The organism is Kitasatospora sp. NBC_00458 (assembly GCF_036013975.1).
GTDB lineage: Bacteria > Actinomycetota > Actinomycetes > Streptomycetales > Streptomycetaceae > Kitasatospora.
Window position 1 is genome coordinate 5900636 of sequence record NZ_CP107904.1, and the last position, 17581, is coordinate 5918216.

At 74.7% G+C, this 17581-nt stretch carries 10 protein-coding genes; 9 read left to right on the forward strand and 1 reads right to left on the reverse strand.

Going from position 1 to position 17581, the window contains the following annotated elements; translation table 11 throughout:
- The first annotated feature begins 133 nt into the window (after positions 1-133).
- Together smc and ftsY are read left to right on the forward strand one after the other, a co-directional pair.
- Positions 134-3775, forward strand: a complete 3642-nt coding sequence (gene smc, locus OG550_RS24675) for a chromosome segregation protein SMC (protein ID WP_327681013.1) — start codon at positions 134-136, stop codon at positions 3773-3775.
- Between the two features lie 57 nt (positions 3776-3832).
- Positions 3833-5035 carry a signal recognition particle-docking protein FtsY gene (ftsY, locus tag OG550_RS24680; protein WP_327681014.1) on the forward strand — a complete coding sequence of 401 codons (1203 nt, stop codon included), beginning with the start codon at positions 3833-3835 and terminating at the stop codon, positions 5033-5035.
- Between the two features lie 614 nt (positions 5036-5649).
- Here the strand turns inward: ftsY and OG550_RS24685 are convergent.
- Positions 5650-6324, reverse strand: coding sequence for a bifunctional DNA primase/polymerase (locus OG550_RS24685; RefSeq protein ID WP_327681016.1), 675 nt, complete (start codon positions 6322-6324; stop codon positions 5650-5652).
- 580 nt (positions 6325-6904) lie between these two features.
- On the opposite strand from OG550_RS24685, the gene nsdA reads away from it, so the two are divergent.
- The 7 genes from nsdA to ftsH all read left to right on the forward strand — a co-directional run bounded on the left by nsdA (position 6905) and on the right by ftsH (position 17547).
- On the forward strand, positions 6905-8359 hold the full coding sequence (gene nsdA / locus OG550_RS24690) for a transcriptional repressor NsdA (RefSeq protein WP_327681018.1): 1455 nt from the start codon (positions 6905-6907) through the stop codon (positions 8357-8359).
- A gap of 390 nt (positions 8360-8749) precedes the next feature.
- Entirely contained in the window at positions 8750-10150 is a 1401-nt protein-coding gene (locus tag OG550_RS24695) for an ammonium transporter (protein WP_327681020.1), read from the forward strand.
- A complete protein-coding gene (locus tag OG550_RS24700; protein WP_327681022.1) occupies positions 10150-10488 on the forward strand; it encodes a P-II family nitrogen regulator in 339 nt (112 codons plus the stop codon). The genes OG550_RS24695 and OG550_RS24700 overlap by 1 nt, the downstream gene beginning before the upstream one ends.
- Positions 10489-10598: 110 nt before the next feature.
- The gene (locus OG550_RS24705; protein ID WP_327681024.1) at positions 10599-13148 is read left to right on the forward strand and encodes a [protein-PII] uridylyltransferase; all 2550 of its coding nucleotides are present in this window, start codon (positions 10599-10601) and stop codon (positions 13146-13148) included.
- Between the two features lie 188 nt (positions 13149-13336).
- The gene (ffh, locus tag OG550_RS24710) at positions 13337-14902 is read left to right on the forward strand and encodes a signal recognition particle protein (protein ID WP_327684108.1); all 1566 of its coding nucleotides are present in this window, start codon (positions 13337-13339) and stop codon (positions 14900-14902) included.
- Between the two features lie 78 nt (positions 14903-14980).
- Entirely contained in the window at positions 14981-15508 is a 528-nt protein-coding gene (locus OG550_RS24715; RefSeq protein WP_327681026.1) for a GNAT family N-acetyltransferase, read from the forward strand.
- 125 nt (positions 15509-15633) lie between these two features.
- The gene (gene ftsH / locus OG550_RS24720) at positions 15634-17547 is read left to right on the forward strand and encodes an ATP-dependent zinc metalloprotease FtsH (RefSeq protein ID WP_327681028.1); all 1914 of its coding nucleotides are present in this window, start codon (positions 15634-15636) and stop codon (positions 17545-17547) included.
- Positions 17548-17581 lie beyond the last annotated feature (34 nt).

Consider the following 17581-nt stretch of genomic DNA (forward strand, 5'->3'; position numbering starts at 1 on the left):
GGCCGGACGACCGGGTGACCGCACGGCGGGGCGTCCGGGCCCGGCCCGCCCGGTGTGTCCGGGCACGATCGCCGCAGGTGCGGGCGGATACAGTCGCCGCAGGGCCTGGCGGGCGATGTGAGGAGACCGGCGCGTGCACCTGAAGAGTCTGACGCTGCGCGGGTTCAAGTCCTTCGCCTCCGCCACCACCCTGCGGTTCGAACCCGGCATCACCTGCGTCGTCGGACCCAACGGCTCCGGCAAGTCCAACGTCGTCGACGCCCTCTCCTGGGTGATGGGCGAGCAGGGCGCCAAGTCGCTGCGCGGCGGCAAGATGGAGGACGTCATCTTCGCCGGGACCAGCGGGCGCGCCCCGCTCGGCCGCGCCGAGGTCAGCCTCACCATCGACAACACCGACGGCGCCCTGCCGATCGAGTACGCCGAGGTGACCATCACCCGGACGATGTTCCGCAACGGCGGCAGCGAGTACGCGCTCAACGGCGACACCTGCCGGCTGCTCGACATCCAGGAACTCCTCTCCGACTCCGGCATCGGCCGCGAGATGCACGTCATCGTCGGCCAGGGGCAGCTCGACTCCGTCCTGCACGCCGACCCGATGGGCCGCCGCGCCTTCATCGAGGAGGCGGCCGGCGTCCTCAAGCACCGCAAGCGCAAGGAGAAGGCGCTGCGGAAGCTGGACGCGATGCAGGTCAACCTCAACCGCGTCCAGGACCTGGTCGCCGAACTCCGCCGCCAGCTCGGCCCGCTCGGCCGGCAGGCCCGGATCGCCCGCCGCGCCGCCGGCATCCAGGCCGACCTGCGCGACGCCCGGCTCCGGCTGCTCGCCGACGACCTGCTCGCCCTGCGCCAGGCGGTCGAGGCCGAGATCGCCGACGAACTCGCGCTGCGGCTGCGCCGCTCCACCGTCGAACAGGAACTGGGCCGGGCGATCGGCCGCGAGGCCGTCCTGGAGGCACAGGTCCAGCAGCTCGGGCCCGGCCTGGAGGCCGCCCGGCAGACCTGGTACCGGCTCTCCGCGCTGACCGAGCGGACCCGCGGCACCATCGGGCTGGCCGAGGCCCGGGCCCGGCACGCGGCCGCCGGCGGGCAGCCCGAGGAACGCCGCGGCCGGGACCCGGAGGAACTGGAACAGGAGGCCGGACGGGTCCGCGAGGAGGAGGCCGCGCTGGCCGAGGCGCTGGAGGAGGCCCGGTACGCACTGGCCGAGGCGGTGGAGACGAAGGGCGGGCTGGAGCGCGGCCTCGCCGCCGAGGAACGGCGGCTGAAGGACGCCGCCCGGGCCATCGCCGACCGCCGGGAGGGCCTGGCCCGGCTGCAGGGGCAGGCCGGCGCGGCCCGCTCCAAGGCCGCCGCCGCCGAGGCCGAGATCGGCCGGCTCGCCGAGGCCCGCGACGAGGCACTGCTGCGCGCCGGGGCGGCCCGGCACGAGTACGAGGAACTCAAGTCCCGGGTCGACGCCGGGGCAGCGGACGACGAACTGGCCGACACCGCGCACGAGACCGCCCGGGTCCGGCTCGCCGACGTCGAACGGGACCTCGCCACCGCCCGCGAGGCCGCCGGAGCAGCCGAACGCGACCGCGCCGGACTGACCGCCCGGCACGAGGCACTGGCACTCGGCCTGCGCCGCAAGGACGGCAGCGGCGCACTGCTCGCCGCCGGTGACCGGATGGCCGGCCTGCTCGGCCCGGCCGCCGCGCTGCTGCGGATCGCCCCCGGCCACGAGACCGCGCTGGCGGCCGCGTTCGGCGCGGCGGCGGACGCCGTGGCCGTCGACTCGCCGGACTCCGCCGCCCTGGCGCTCCGGCTGCTGCGCACGGAGGACGCCGGCCGGGCCGCCCTGCTGATCGCCGGCGGACCCGAACCGCGCGGCCGGGCCGGGGAGTTGCCGCCCGGCGCCCGCTGGGCCGCCGAACTGGTCGACGGCCCGGCCGGATTGCTGCCCGCCGTCGGCGAACTGCTGGCCGGCGTCGCGGTCGTCGACTCGCTCGACGACGCCGTCCGACTGGTCGCCGCACAGCCCGGGACGACCGCCGTCACCGCCGAGGGCGACCGGCTGGGCGCCCACTTCGCACACGGCGGTTCCGGCGGTGCGCCCAGCCTGCTGGAGACCCAGGCCGCGGTGGACGAGACCGCCCGGGCACTCGACGAACTGGCCTCCCGCTGCGCCGAATCGGCCGAACGGCTCGCCGAACTCACCGAACAGCGCCACGAGTCGGCGGCCGAACTGGAACGACTCACCGTCCGGCGGCGGCAGCTGGAACGCGAACGGGCCGAGGTGGCGGGCACGCTCGGCCGGCTCGGCGGACAGGCCAGGGCCGCCGCCGGTGAGGCCGAACGGCTCACGGCCGCCGCCGCCCGCGCCGAGGACGGACTGGACCGGCTGCTCGCCGCCGCCGATGAACTGGCCGAACGCCTCGCGGCGGCCGAGGAGTCGGCGGCCGCGGGGGAGGACGAGCCGGACCCCGCCGAGCAGCAGCGGCTCGCCGCGGCCGCCACCGCCGCCCGGCAGGTCGAACTGGAGGCCCGGCTCGCCGTCCGTACCCACGAGGAGCGGGTCCGCGCCCTGACCGGCCGGGCCGACCAGCTGGACCGGGCCGCCCGCACCGAGCGCGAGGCGCGCGCCCGGGCCGCCGAGCGCCGCCGGCGTGCCGAGCACGACGCCGCGGTGGCGAACGCCGTCGCGGCGGGAGCCCGGCAGCTGCTGGCCTGCCTGGAGGTGTCGCTGGCCAGGGCGGACGCCGGCCGGGCCGCGGTCGAGCGGGCGCGCGCGGCGCGCGAGGCCGAGCTGAAGGAGCACCGCGAGCACGGTCGCGAACTCAAGGACGAGCTGGACAAGCTGGTCGACGCCGGTCACCGCGACGAGGTGCTGCGGGCCGAGAAGCGGCTGCGGATCGAACAGCTGGAGTCCCGGGCACTGGAGGAGTTCGGCATCGAGGGCGGCGAACTGCTGGCCACCTACGGGCCGGACCGGCCCGTCCCGCCGTCCCCCGCGGCCCCGGCCGACGGCGACCCGGCCGAGGGGGCACCGGAACCGGGGGAGTCCCGCCCGTACGTCCGGGCCGAGCAGGAGAAGCGGCTGCGGGCGGCCGAGAAGGCGTACCAGCAGCTGGGCAAGGTCAACCCGCTGGCGCTGGAGGAGTTCACCGCGCTGGAGGAGCGCCACACCTTCCTCGGCGAGCAGCTGGACGACCTCAAGCGGAGCCGGCGCGACCTGCTCGACATCGTCAAGGACGTCGACCAGCGGGTCGAGCAGCTGTTCACCTCCGCGTACCACGACACCGCCGCACAGTTCGAGGGCGTCTTCGCCCGGCTCTTCCCCGGTGGCGAGGGCCGGCTGGTGCTCACCGACCCGGACTCCATGCTCACCACCGGCGTCGAGGTGGAGGCCAGGCCGCCCGGCAAGAAGGTCAAGCGGCTCTCGCTGCTCTCCGGCGGCGAGCGCTCGCTGACCGCGGTGGCGCTGCTGGTCTCGATCTTCAAGGCCCGGCCCAGCCCGTTCTACGTGATGGACGAGGTGGAGGCGGCGCTGGACGAGACCAACCTGCGCCGGCTGATCGCGATCATGGAGGAGCTCCGGGAGAGCTCCCAGCTGATCGTGATCACCCACCAGAAGCTGACCATGGAGTCCGCCGACGCGCTCTACGGCGTGACCATGAAGGGCGACGGCATCTCCCAGGTGATCAGCCAGCGCCTGCGCGGGCAGCCGGCACCCGGCGGCCGGGCCCGGCGCGGGCCCCGCGAGCAGCCGGAGGCCGTCGGCAGCACAACGGTCTAGCCGCGGTACGGCCGCCTGCGGTCCGTCCGGGCCCCGGTCGCGGATACTGGACGGGTTATGGAATACGTGATTCTTGCCGTAGTCATCGCGGTGGTCGCCGTCGGAGCGATCGCCGGACTCGTCGTTTCCGGCAGACGACGCCAGCAGCTCCCCCCGAAGTCGCAGGCGCCGGTCATCACGGCGCCCCCGACCCCGCGCGAACCCGCCGTCGGCGAAGAGGCCGCGCCGCCGACCGAGGAACCGCGCCGCACCGTCGAGGAGGTGGAGCTCCCCGAGGCCGCGGCCGTCGCCGAACCGGCCGTCGTCGAGGAGGCGGTTCCGGCCCTCGACGTCCCCGAGCCCACCGCCGGCCGGCTGGTCCGGCTGCGCTCCCGGCTCTCCCGCTCGCAGAACTCGCTCGGTAAGGGCCTGCTCTCGCTGCTCTCCCGCGAGCACCTCGACGAGGACACCTGGGAGGAGATCGAGGAGACCCTGCTGACCGCCGACGTCGGCGTGACCCCCACCCAGGAGCTGGTCGAGCGGCTGCGCACCCGGGTCAAGGTACTCGGCACCCGCACCCCCGACGAGCTGCGCGGACTCCTCCGCGAGGAGCTGGTCGAGCTGATCGGCAAGGACGCCGACCGCACGGTCCACTCCACCAAGCACGAAGCGGGCCCGGCCGTCGTCCTGGTGGTCGGCGTGAACGGCGTCGGCAAGACCACCACCACGGGCAAGCTGGCCCGGGTCCTGGTCGCCGACGGCCGCACGGTCGTGCTCGGCGCGGCCGACACCTTCCGTGCCGCCGCCGCCGACCAGCTGCAGACCTGGGGCGAGCGGGTCGGCGCGCGCACCGTGCGCGGGCCCGAGGGCGGCGACCCGGCCTCGATCGCGTTCGACGCGGTCAAGGAGGGCATCGCCGAGGGCGTCGACACCGTGCTGGTGGACACCGCCGGCCGGCTGCACACCAAGACCGGCCTGATGGACGAGCTGGGCAAGGTCAAGCGGGTCGTCGAGAAGCACGGCCCGGTGGACGAGGTGCTGCTGGTCCTGGACGCCACCACCGGTCAGAACGGGCTGGTCCAGGCCCGCGTCTTCGCCGAGGTGGTCGACATCACCGGCATCGTGCTGACCAAGCTGGACGGCACCGCCAAGGGCGGCATCGTGATCGCGGTCCAGCGCGAGCTGGGCGTTCCGGTCAAGCTGATCGGGCTCGGCGAGGGCGCGGACGACCTGGCGCCGTTCGAGCCGGGCGCGTTCGTGGACGCGCTGATCGGGGACTGACCCCCGGCTGGCCAGGCCTCCCCCGAGAAGGGTCCGCTCCGCGAGGGGCGGGCCCTTCGGCGTTCCCGCAGGTCGACCGGCGGAGCACCCGCCCGGGCAGTCCGGCAGGCGCCTGTCCCGTGGTGAGCCGTTCGGGCACGCGCCTGCCCCGTCGGCCCCGGCCGTGCACCGGGTCCGTTCGGCGCCCGCCCCGCCAGGGCCCTACGGCACCCGCCCGCCTCAGCCGTGCACGGGACCGCGCCGTCGGCCCCGGCCGTGCACCGGGTCCGCCGTGAGCCGTCCGGCATCCGCCCACCCCACCGGCCCCGGCCACGTACCGGGCCCGCCCCGAGCCCACTCGGCACCCGCCCACCCCGCCGACCTCGGCCATGCACTGGACCCGTTCGGCGCCCGCCCCGCCAGGGCCTTAAAGCACCCGCCCGCCCCGCCGACCCCGGCCATGCACCGGGCCCGCCCCGAGCCGAAGGGCCGCGCCGGTGCCGAAAGGAAGAGCGCGAGGAGGCCGCGAGGAACGAGCGGCATCGGAGCGCCGCTCGTCGGCACCGGATCAAAGCGGCCCGGAGGCGAGCGGGCGACAACACAGCCCGGAGGCGAGCGGGCGACAGTACAGCGGGCTAACCGGCCATCCAGGCGGGCTCCGGGGTGCGCTCCCGGCCGCGGTGGCAGGCGTAGGCGAGGGTGCCGAGCAGCAGTCGGGCCTCGGGCGGGCAGCCGGCGTTGTCGCGGGTGGGGCGGCGGAGCCAGCGGACCGGGCCGAGGCCGCTCAGCACGGTGGGCGGGGCGGCGACGAAGCTCCCCTCGCCGTGGCAGGTGAGGTCGAGTGCGGCGTCGTCCCACCCCATCCGGTACAGCAGGTCCGGCAGCCGGCGGGCGGTGCCGGCCGCGACGAGGAACTGCAGCCGGCCGGTGGGCGCGGTGAGGACCGGTCCGACCTGGGTGCCCATCCGTTCCAGTCGGACCAGCGCCTGCAGCCCGGCCTGTTCGGGGACGTCCAGCACGTCGAAGGCGCGGCCGGTGGGGAACAGGACGGAGACGTCCGGGCCGGGGTGTGCGGCGGGTCCGCCGCCGGGGACGGGGTGCAGTCCGGGGGCGGCGCAGCGCGGGGTGCCGCAGTGGCAGCGGGCCGGGGCGGCGGTGGCGCGGGCCGGCTCGCCGACGACGACGGCCCAGCCCCAGCGACCGGTGTACTCCGCGGCAGCCTGGCCCGCGGTGACGCGGGTGCGGCGGCGCATGCCCAGTGGTGCCAGCCGCAGGTTCCCCAGTCGAAGTTCGCCGAACAGGTTGTCCATGCCTCCCCCAACAGGTTCTCGTTGCCGATGGTTACGGGACGGTGACTGTGTGTTGATTGTCTGTTGCGTGGTGCGTTGTGCGGTGGCGGCGCGCGGCGCTCGGAGTGCGCCTGTTGGGTCGGTGTGCCTCGGGCGCCGCCTTGTGGCGGGCGGTGCCGATGCCGGATCGTCGTGAGCGCGGGGCGGGCTTCGATCGGCGCGCACGGCAAACTCGCCTGTGGCTGGGGCGCATTGCCGTGAAGGACCGGGTACCGCTGGGGACTTGGCGGCCCGCATATGCCGGACCGTCGGGACTACCCAGTCAAGCGCGTGCCGACTTGGTTCGGTTCACTCCTGGGGGTGGCGAAAGGTGGCGTTTCGCCAGGGCCGCTCCCCCGGACGGTACGCGGGGCATTACGTTCAGCACACGGACCTCGTCGGGGAGTCCGCTCCGGGCGCTGGGGAGCCGGGAGTTGGGGGAGCTGACGGTCGGTCCGGCGGCGGTGGCGCCGCAGGCACGACACCGGCAAGAGCCCGCAACCGTCGGGCGGTCACGATCGGGGGCCCCGCAGCAGGGGCCGGGCGGGATGGGGACGTTCCCATGGCAGAGAAGCAACCCAACGAGAAGCTGACCACGTGGTTCGCCCGCAGCGGCTGGTCCAAGGGCGAGTTGGCGCGCCAGGTCAACCGTCGGGCCCGGCAGATCGGTGCCCACCACGTCTCCACCGACACCTCGCGGGTGCGCCGCTGGCTCGACGGCGAGCAGCCGCGCGAGCCGATCCCGAAGATCATGTCCGAACTCTTCTCCGAGCGCTTCGGCTCCGTGGTCTCCATCGAGGACCTCGGCCTGCGCGCCGCCGTTCCGGTCTCCACCGTGGGCGGCGGCGTCGACCTGCCCTGGAGCGCCCCCCAGACCGTCCAGCTGATCAGCGACTACTCACGCAGCGACCTCATGCTCAACCGGCGGGGCTTCCTCGGCACCTCGCTGGCCCTGACCGCCGGCGCCGCGCTGATCGAGCCGATGCAGCGCTGGCTCGCCCCCGGCCCGAACGGCACGCCCACCCCGATCCTGACCGCCGCCAACGGCGGCGAGCCGTTCACCGGCCGGCTCTCCGAGCCCGAGCTGGAACTGCTGGAGCAGACCACCGTGATGTTCCGGCAGTGGGACGCGCAGAACGGCGGCGGGCTGCGCCGCAAGGCCGTGGTCGGCCAGCTCCACGAGGTCACCGACCTGCTCCAGGAGACGTACCCCGAGCAGACCACCCGGCGGCTGTTCCGGCTCACCGCCGAGCTGGCCCACCTGGCCGGCTGGATGTCCTACGACGTCGGCATGCACCCCAGTGCGCAGAAGTACTACGTGCTGGCGCTGCACGCCGCCAAGGAGGCCGGCGACCGCCCGTTCGGTGCGCTGATCCTCACCGACATGAGCCGCCAGATGATCCACCTCAACCGCGGCGAGGACGCCCTGGAGCTGATCCACCTCGCCCAGTACGGCAGCCGCGACACCGCCACCCCGCGCCAGCAGGCGCTGCTCTACGCGATGGAGGCGCGCGCGTACGCGACCATCGGCGAGGTGAACCGCTGCGCCCGGGCGGTCCGGCTGGCCGAGGACACCTTCACCGACATCCGCGAGGGCGACGGCGACCCGGACTGGCTGAAGTTCTTCTCACCGGCCGAGCTGAACGCGGAGAACGCGCACTCGTTCCGCGACCTCGCCTACCACTCCGACCAGTCCGAGCTGTACGCCTCGATGTCCGCCCCGGTGATGGAGCGGGCGGTCGACCTGTTCCGGCAGGACGGCGACCACGTCCGCTCGTACGCCTTCAACCTGATCGGCATGGCCAGCGTGCACCTGCTGCAGCGCGAGCCGGAGCAGGCCGCGGTCTTCGCCGAGCAGGCGGTGGACATCGCCACCAAGGTCCGTTCCGAGCGGCTGAACTCCCGGGTCCGCAAGACCACCGAGGCCGCGGCGGCCCGGTTCCAGGGCGTCGACGCGGTCAGCCGGCTCCAGGAGCGGGTGGTCCAGGACATCCCCGAGTACGTCTCGGTGGTCTGACCCGCGGCCCGCCCGGAGCCCGCCGCCCACCCGGAGCCCGCGGCCCGCCCAGAACCGGCCGCCCGGATCCCGCCGCCCGCCCGAACCAGGCACCCGCCCCGAAGCCCGTGCCCGCCCCGGACCCCGCCGACCGTACCCGCCGCCGCCGGTACGGTCGGTGGCATTTCCGGCACACCCCGTGCGGGGCGGCCGTACGGTAACCCATCCGGCGGCGCGGCGTGGCCGGGGTTCACGCGGGCGTAACCCCGGCGTCGCCCTCGTCACCACGGCGAAACAACCGGCCGCATCGGCCGAAACCAGCCTTCGGCACTCTCCTCTCATCGCCGACGCCCCGGGTACACGGGACAGGAAACCCGGGTGCGGAGCGGCTTCCATTCAGAGGAGACGCCGATGCCGGACGGCTTCAGCGCGGGCGACACCGCCTTCGTACTCATCAGTGCGGCCCTGGTCATGGTGATGACCCCGGGGCTGGCCTTCTTCTACGGGGGGATGGTCCGGGCCAAGAGCACCCTCAACATGCTGGCGATGAGCTTCCTCTCGCTCGGCATCGTCAGCGTGCTCTGGGTCCTCTACGGGTACTCGCTCAGCTTCGGCCCCGACGCGGGCGCCGGGCTGATCGGCAACCTGGACTTCCTCGGGATGCGCGGCATCGGCGTCACCGACCTCGCCGGGACGATCCCGGTCACCGCGTTCTCCGCCTTCCAGCTGATGTTCGCCATCATCACCCCGGCGCTGATCAGCGGAGCGATCGCGGACCGCGCCAAGTTCGCCGCCTGGGGCCTGTTCGTCGGGCTCTGGGTGACCGTCGTCTACTTCCCGGTCGCGCACTGGGTGTTCTTCTTCGACGGCGGCAACGGCGGCTGGCTCGGCGACCGCAACGGCGTGATCGACTTCGCCGGCGGCACGGCGGTGCACATCAACGCCGGTGTCGCGGGACTGGCGCTCTGCCTGGTGCTCGGCAAGCGGATCGGCTTCCGCAAGGACCCGATGCGCCCGCACAGCCTGCCGCTGGTGATGCTGGGCTCCGGGCTGCTCTGGTTCGGCTGGTTCGGCTTCAACGCGGGGTCGGCGCTGGCCGCCAACGGCGTCGCGGCGATGGCCCTGGTCAACACCCAGGTCGCCACGGGGGCCGCACTGATCGGCTGGCTGATCTACGAGAAGCTGCGGCACGGCGCGTTCACCACCCTGGGCGCCGCCTCCGGCGCGGTGGCCGGCCTGGTCGCCATCACCCCGGCCTGCGGCTCGGTCTCCCCGCTCGGCGCGGTGGCGATCGGCCTGATCGCCGGTGCCGCCTGCGCGGCCGCGATCAGCCTCAAGTACCGCTTCGGCTTCGACGACTCGCTGGACGTGGTCGGCGTGCACGCCGTCGGCGGCGCGATCGGCTCGCTGCTGGTCGGCCTCTTCGCCACCGGCACCGTGGGCCAGACCGCCAAGGGCCTGTTCTACGGCGGCGGGCTGGAGCAGCTCGGCAAGCAGGCGATGGGCGTGGCCGTGGTCGGCGTCTACTCCTTCGTGCTCTCCTGGCTGCTCGCCAAGGCGATCGACAGCACCATCGGGTTCCGGGTCGCGGAGGAGGTCGAGGTCGCCGGCATCGACCAGGCCGAGCACGCCGAGTCCGCCTATGACTTCAGCGCGCTGGGCGCCGGTCCGGCCCGGACCACGCCCGCCCCGGCCGTGTCGGCCGTCGCCGCGAGCAGCGCCGTCAAGGCCGCCGGTCCCACCGCCGCCGCGCCCGCTTCCGACCCCGCCGCCGCTCCGAAGAGCACCGAGAAGACCGAGGTGGACGCCTGATGAAGCTCATCACCGCCGTCATCAAGCCCTACCGCCTGGATGAGGTGAAGGCCGCGCTGCAGGCCTTCGGCGTGCACGGCCTGACCGTCACCGAGGCCAGCGGCTACGGCCGCCAGCGCGGTCACACCGAGGTCTACCGGGGCGCGGAGTACACCGTGGACCTGGTCCCCAAGGTCAGAATCGAGGTCCTGGTGGAGGACGACGACGCCGACCAGCTGATCGACGTCCTGGTGAAGGCCGCCCGGACCGGCAAGATCGGTGACGGCAAGGTCTGGGCGGTCCCGGTCGACACCGCCGTCCGGGTCCGGACCGGCGAACGCGGCCCCGACGCCCTCTAGCATTCGGATGATCACGCAGGCGGGCCTGCGACCACCCAGTGGTCGCAGGCCCGCTGACGGCGTATCGGCGCCGCTCGTTCCACCCGCACGACCACGGACGGGGACTTCGCATGGCCACCGGAACCGACGACTCCCGCGACGACTCCTACGACGACCCCCGCGACGGCGGGCCGGACGGCGCGCCCGACCACGCCGCCGCCCGGGCCCGGCTGCTGGCCGCGCCCGGTCCCGGCGGCCGGGCCCGCCGCGCCGCGCTGTCCGCGCTCACCGACGACTGGCTGGCCGGTCTGCTGGCCGCCGCCGGCGCCCCCGCCGGGGCGCCCGCCGACGCCCCGGCCGCAGCGCCCGGCGGCGTCGCCCTGGTCGCGGTCGGCGGCTACGGGCGCGGCGAGCTCTCCCCGCGCAGCGACCTCGACCTCCTGCTGCTGCACGAGGGCCCGCTCGACCCCGCCCTCCCCGAACGCCTCTGGTACCCGGTCTGGGACGCCGGAGCCTCGCTCGACCACTCGGTCCGCACCCTGGCCGAGGCCCGGTCGGTCGCCGCCGCCGACCTCAAGGCGCAGCTCGGACTGCTGGACGCCCGGCACGTGGCCGGCGACCCCGCGCTCACCGCCGCACTGCGCTCCGCCGTGCTCGCCGACTGGCGGGCGAGCGCCCCGAAGCGCCTGCCCGAGCTGCGCGAACTCGGCCGGGAGCGGGCCGAGCGGCACGGCGAGCTGTCCTTCCTGCTGGAGCCCGACCTCAAGGAGGCCCGCGGCGGGCTGCGGGACGTGGTCGCGCTCAACGCCGTCGCCGCGACCTGGCTCGCCGACGCCCCCCGGGACGGCCTGGACGCCGCCGCGCTCCGGCTCGCCGACGTCCGGGACGCCCTGCACCTGGTCACCGGCCGGGCCACCGAGCGGCTCAGCCTCCAGGACCAGGACCAGGTCGCCGAGCGGCTCGGCGTCCTGGACGCCGACACCCTGCTGCGCCAGGTCTACGAGGCCGCCCGGACCGTCGCCTACGCGGGCGACGTCACCTGGCGGGCGGTCGACCGGGTGCTGGCCGCCCGGTCGACCCGGGGGCGGCGCTCCCACCGGCTCGCCTTCCCGTTCGCCGGCCCCTTCGGCGGGTCCGGGCGCGGTGCGGGCGCGGTGGCCCGGGGCGCGGTCGACCGCCGACCGCTCGCCGAGGGCGTCGTCGAGCAGGACGGCGAGGCGGTGCTCGCCCAGGGCGCCCGGCCGGCCGCCGATCCGGTGCTGCCGCTGCGCGCCGCGGCCGCCGCCGCCCAGAACGGCCTGACCGTCTCCTACGCCACGGTGCGCCGACTGGCCGCCGAGTGCCGCCCGCTGCCGGTGCCCTGGCCGGACGAGGCCCGCGAGCAGCTGGTCACCCTGCTCGGCGCGGGCGAGGCCTGCCTGCCGGTGTGGGAGGCGCTGGAGGCCGAGGGGCTGATCACCCGGCTGCTGCCGGACTGGGAGCGGGTCCGCTGCCGGCCGCAGCGCAACGCGGTGCACCGCTGGACCGTGGACCGGCACCTGGTGGAGACGGCGGTGCGGGCGGCCGCGATGACCCGCCGGGTGGCCCGGCCCGACCTGCTGCTGGTCGCCGCGCTGCTGCACGACATCGGCAAGGGCTGGCCCGGCGACCACAGCGAGGCGGGCGAGGTGATCGTCCGCGACGTGGCCGCCCGGATGGGCTTCGACCCCGAGTCGGTGGAGACGCTCGCGGTGCTGGTCCGCCACCACCTGACCCTGGTGGACACCGCGACCCGCCGTGACCCGGACGACCCGGCCACCGTCGAGGCGGTCACCAAGGTGGTCGGCACCCTGTCGCGGCTGGAGCTGCTGCACGCGCTGACCGAGGCCGACGCGCTGGCCACCGGCCCGGCCGCGTGGAGCCGCTGGCGGGCCTCGCTGGTGGAGGGCCTGGCCGCACGGGTCGCCGCCCGGCTGTCCGGGGCGTACCCCGCCGCGGCCCTCGACCGCGGCTACGGCCACCCGGCGGAGGCCGAGCCGACCGCCGAGCAGGAGCGGCTCGCGGTGGAGGCGGCGCGGACCGGCGGGCCCGCCCTGTCGCTGGTCGCCCAGGCCGAGGCGGACGAGTCCGGCACCGAGCCGATGGGCGTACGGCTCCTGCTGGCCGTCCCGGACCGGCCCGGCCTGCTCGGCACCGTCGCCGGGGTGCTCGCGCTGCACCGCCTGACCGTCCGCTCGGCCGGGCTGCGCGAGCTGGACCCGATCGGGGCCGGGGCGGTGCTGCTGCTGTCCTGGACGGTGGCGGCCGAGTTCGGCGAGCTGCCGGAGGCGGCCCGGCTCCGGGCCGACCTGCGCCGGGCGCTGGAGGGGTCGCTGGACGTCTCGCGGCGGCTCGCCGAGCGGGACGCGGCGGCCCCGCGCCGGCGCGGCATCCCGACCCCGCCGCCGCTGGTCGCGGTGGCGCCGCCGGTGGCCTCGGCGACCGCGACGGTGCTGGAGGTGCGCGCGCACGACGCCCCGGGGCTGCTGCACCGGATCGGGCGGGCGCTGGACGGCGCCGGGGTGCGGGTCAGGACCGCGTACGTCTCCACGCTGGGCGCGGACGCCGTCGACTCCTTCTACCTGACCGACGAGGCGGGCCGTCCGCTCGCCGCGCAGCGGGCCGGCGAGGTGGCGGCGGCGGTCCGGGCGGCGCTGGGCTGACGTCCGGGCGGGGCCGGTCCGGCGCAGGTCCGGCGCAGGTCCGGGGCCCGGGCGGGGGCCGGGCGGGGCTCGGGAGGGGGCTCGCGCCGGGCTCGGCGAACCCGGGTGGAGACCGCTCCCGGGGCGGCCGGATACCCTTGGGGGCGACGACCGTACTGATACCGATGCCGCAGAGGACCCGCGACGACGTGTTCGACACCCTTTCCGATCGCCTCGCAGCGACGTTCAAGAACCTCCGGGGCAAGGGCCGCCTCAGCGAGGCGGACATCGACGCCACCACCCGCGAGATCCGCATCGCGCTGCTGGAGGCGGACGTCGCGCTGCCGGTCGTCCGGGCCTTCATCAAGCAGATCAAGGAGCGCGCGCTCGGCTCCGAGGTCTCCGGTGCGCTGAACCCCGCCCAGCAGATCATCAAGATCGTCAACGAGGAGCTCATCGCCATCCTCGGTGGCGAGACCCGCCGGGTGCGGTTCGCCAAGAACGGCCCGACGGTGATCATGCTGGCCGGCCTCCAGGGTGCCGGTAAGACCACCCTCGCCGGGAAGCTCGGCCACTGGCTGAAGCAGCAGAAGCACACCCCGCTGCTGGTCGCCTGCGACCTCCAGCGCCCCAACGCGGTCAACCAGCTGCAGGTCGTCGCCGAGCGCGCCGGTGTCGCGTTCTACGGCCCGCAGCCGGGCAACGGCGTCGGCGACCCGGTCCAGGTGGCGCGGGACTCCATCGAGTACGCCAAGCAGAAGCAGTTCGACGTCGTCGTCGTCGACACCGCCGGCCGTCTCGGCATCGACGCCGAGCTGATGCAGCAGGCCGCCGACATCCGGGCCGCGGTCGACCCGGACGAGGTCCTGTTCGTCGTCGACGCGATGATCGGCCAGGACGCGGTCACCACCGCGCAGGCCTTCCTCGACGGCGTCGACTTCACCGGCGTGGTGCTCTCCAAGCTCGACGGCGACGCCCGCGGCGGTGCCGCGCTCTCGGTCGCGCACGTCACCGGCCGGCAGATCATGTTCGCCTCCAACGGCGAGAAGGTCGACGACTTCGACGCCTTCCACCCGGACCGGATGGCCTCGCGCATCCTGGGCATGGGTGACGTCCTCTCGCTGATCGAGAAGGCCGAGCAGACCTTCTCGCAGGCGGAGGCCGAGAAGATCGCCTCCAAGCTGCAGGGCGGCGGCAAGGACTTCACGCTCGACGACTTCCTGGCCCAGCTGGAGCAGGTCCGGAAGATGGGCTCGATCTCCAAGCTGCTCGGCATGCTGCCCGGCATGGGCCAGATCCGCGAGCAGATCAACAACATCGACGACAAGGACGTCGACCGCGTCGGCGCCATCATCAAGTCGATGACTCCGGCCGAGCGGACCGACCCGAAGCTCATCAACGGCTCGCGCCGCGCCCGCATCGCCAAGGGTTCGGGCGTGCAGGTGGGCGAGGTCAACAACCTGGTCGAGCGGTTCTTCGAGGCCCGCAAGATGATGTCCGCGATGGCCTCCGGCAAGGGCATCCCCGGCATGCCGGGCATCCCGGGGATGGGCGGCGGCGCGAAGAAGTCCGCCAAGAAGGCCCCGGCCGCCAAGGGCAAGCGCAAGAGCGGCAACCCGCTGAAGCGCGCGCAGGAGGAGGCCGCGGCCGCCGAGCGGCGCGCGCTCGGCCCCGGCGCCGGCCAGGCGCCCGCCCAGGGCGGTGCGTTCGGCCTCGGCGCGGGCAAGGGCCCGTCCGACTTCGAGCTGCCCAAGGAGTTCAAGGACCTGCTGTAGGCCCTCGAAGTCCGTTCCGACGGCCCGCCGCCCGGTGCTCCCGGGCGGCGGGCCGTTCGCATGCCCGATGATGGTCGGATGCGAGTGACGATCAGGGCCCCGCGGGCCGGGGACGAGGTGGCGTACGCCGAGGCGGTCCGGCGGTCCGCCGAGCACATCGGACGGTGGAACCCGGTCGAGCCGGACGGGCTCCCGGACCTGCTGGAGCGGCAGGGGCCGGGCCTGCGGACCTACCTGGTGGTCGACCGGGAGACCGGCGGGCTGGTCGGCAAGGTCAACGTCGCCAACATCGTGATGGGCCGGTTCTGCAACGGCTCGCTCGGCTACGACTCCTACCTGCCGTTCGCCGGCACCGGACGGATGTCCGAGGGCATGCGCCTGGTGCTGGACCGCTGCTTCGCCCCGCAGACGGAGGGGGGTCTCGGCCTGCACCGGCTGGAGATCAACGTCCAGCCGGACAACGGGCGCTCCGTCGGGCTGGCCAAGCGGCTGGGCTTCCGGCACGAGGGGTTCACCCCGCGGATGCTGTTCCTGCAGGGGGCGTGGCGGGACCACGAGCGGTTCGCGCTGACGGCGGAGGAGTGGCCCGGGCTGGGAGCGGAGTAGCCGCCGGGCCGGGCGGCCGTCCCGGCGGGGTGCCGCGGCGGCCCGGGCGGGGGTGCGGCCGGGGCGGGGGTGCGGTGCGGCGTTGCGGTTGGAGGACCCGAGCAGATGTCCGTATTGTCCGATGAGTGACCGATCCCGTGCCGCCGCGCCAGACCCCCGACCAGCCGTGGCGCTCCGAGGGCGCCCCGCCCCCGTCGCCCCCGCGCCGCAAGATGCCCGGCGGCTGGTTCGGACTCGTCCTCACCGCCCTCGTGGTGTTCCTGATCAGCGACCTGCTGCTGTCCTTCTTCGGCCCGGGCGGCGCCACCACCATCTCCTACACCGAGTTCAACAGCCAGCTGAACAAGGGCAACATCACCAAGATCTACTCCAAGGGCGACTCGATCGAGGGCACCCTCAAGAACGCCGAGCCCAAGCCGGACGGCGACAAGGGGACGTACACCGAGTTCGACACCCAGCGCCCGGTCTTCGCCGGCGACGACCTCTGGGCCACCCTCCAGCAGCAGGGCGTCGAGGTCACCGCCGAACCGGTCGTCCAGCAGCGCAGCTTCCTCGCCAACCTGCTGATCTCGCTCGCCCCGATGCTGCTGCTGATCCTGGTCTGGGTCCTGATCGCCCGCCGGATGGCCGGCGGCATGGGCGCCGGACCGCTCGGCCGCAAGACCCCGCCCAAGCCCGTCACCGCCGAGGCCGGCAAGCGCACCACCTTCGCCGACGTGGCCGGCATCGACGAGGTCGAGGCCGAACTCACCGAAGTGGTCGACTTCCTCAAGAACCCGCAGCAGTACCGCCGGCTCGGTGCCAAGATGCCGCGCGGCGTCCTGCTCAGCGGCCCGCCCGGGACCGGCAAGACCCTGCTGGCCCGGGCCGTCGCCGGGGAGGCCGACGTGCCGTTCTTCTCCGCCTCCGCCTCCGAGTTCATCGAGATGATCGTCGGCGTCGGCGCCAGCCGGGTCCGCGAGCTGTTCGCCGAGGCCCGCAAGGTCGCCCCGGCGATCGTCTTCATCGACGAGATCGACACCATCGGCCGGCAGCGCGGCGGTGGCGGCGGCATGGGCGGCCACGACGAGCGCGAGCAGACGCTCAACCAGATCCTCACCGAGATGGACGGCTTCACCGGCTCCGAGGGCGTCATCGTGATCGCCGCGACCAACCGGGCCGACGTGCTCGACCCGGCCCTGCTGCGCCCCGGCCGGTTCGACCGGCGGATCACCGTCAGCCCGCCGGACCGGGACGGCCGCGCGGCCATCCTGCGCATCCACACCCGGTCCGTCCCGCTGGCCGGCGACACCGACCTCGACCAGCTCGCCAGGGTCACCCCCGGCATGACCGGCGCCGAGCTGGCCAACCTGGTCAACGAGGCGGCCCTGCTGGCCGTCAAGCGCCGGCAGGACGAGGTGAACGAGCGGGACCTCTCGGAAGCACTGGAGAAGGTCCAGCTGGGCGCGGTCCGGCCGCTGGTGATGCCGCGCGAGGAGCGGGAGCGGACGGCGTACCACGAGAGCGGCCACGCACTGCTCGGCATGCTCCGGCCGGGCGCCGACCCGGTCCGCAAGATCACCATCGTGCCGCGCGGCCGGGCCCTCGGCGTCACCCTCTCCACCCCCGACGCCGACCGGTACTCCTACACCGAGCCCTACCTGCGCGGCCGGATCATCGGCGCGCTCGGCGGGATGGCCGCCGAGCAGGTCGTCTACGGCGTCATCACCACCGGTGCGGAGAGCGACCTGGAACAGGTCACCAACATCGCCCGGGGCATGGCGGGCCGCTGGGGCATGAGCGAGCGGGTCGGCCGGCTCACCGCCGTCCCGTCCGACCCGCAGGGCGCGTACGGGCTCTCCGCCGCTCCGACCACGCTGGACGCGGTGGACGAGGAGGCCCGCCGGATCGTCGCCGAGTGCTACGACGAGGCGGTGCGCCAGCTGACCGAGCAGCGCGCCCGGCTGGACGCGCTCGCCGCCGCGCTGCTGGAGGCGGAGACGCTGGACGAGGAGGAGGCGTACCGGGCGGCGGGGGTGCCGCGGAAGTCGCTGGACTGACCGGGCGGGCTGGACAAGCCGGACCCGCCGGACC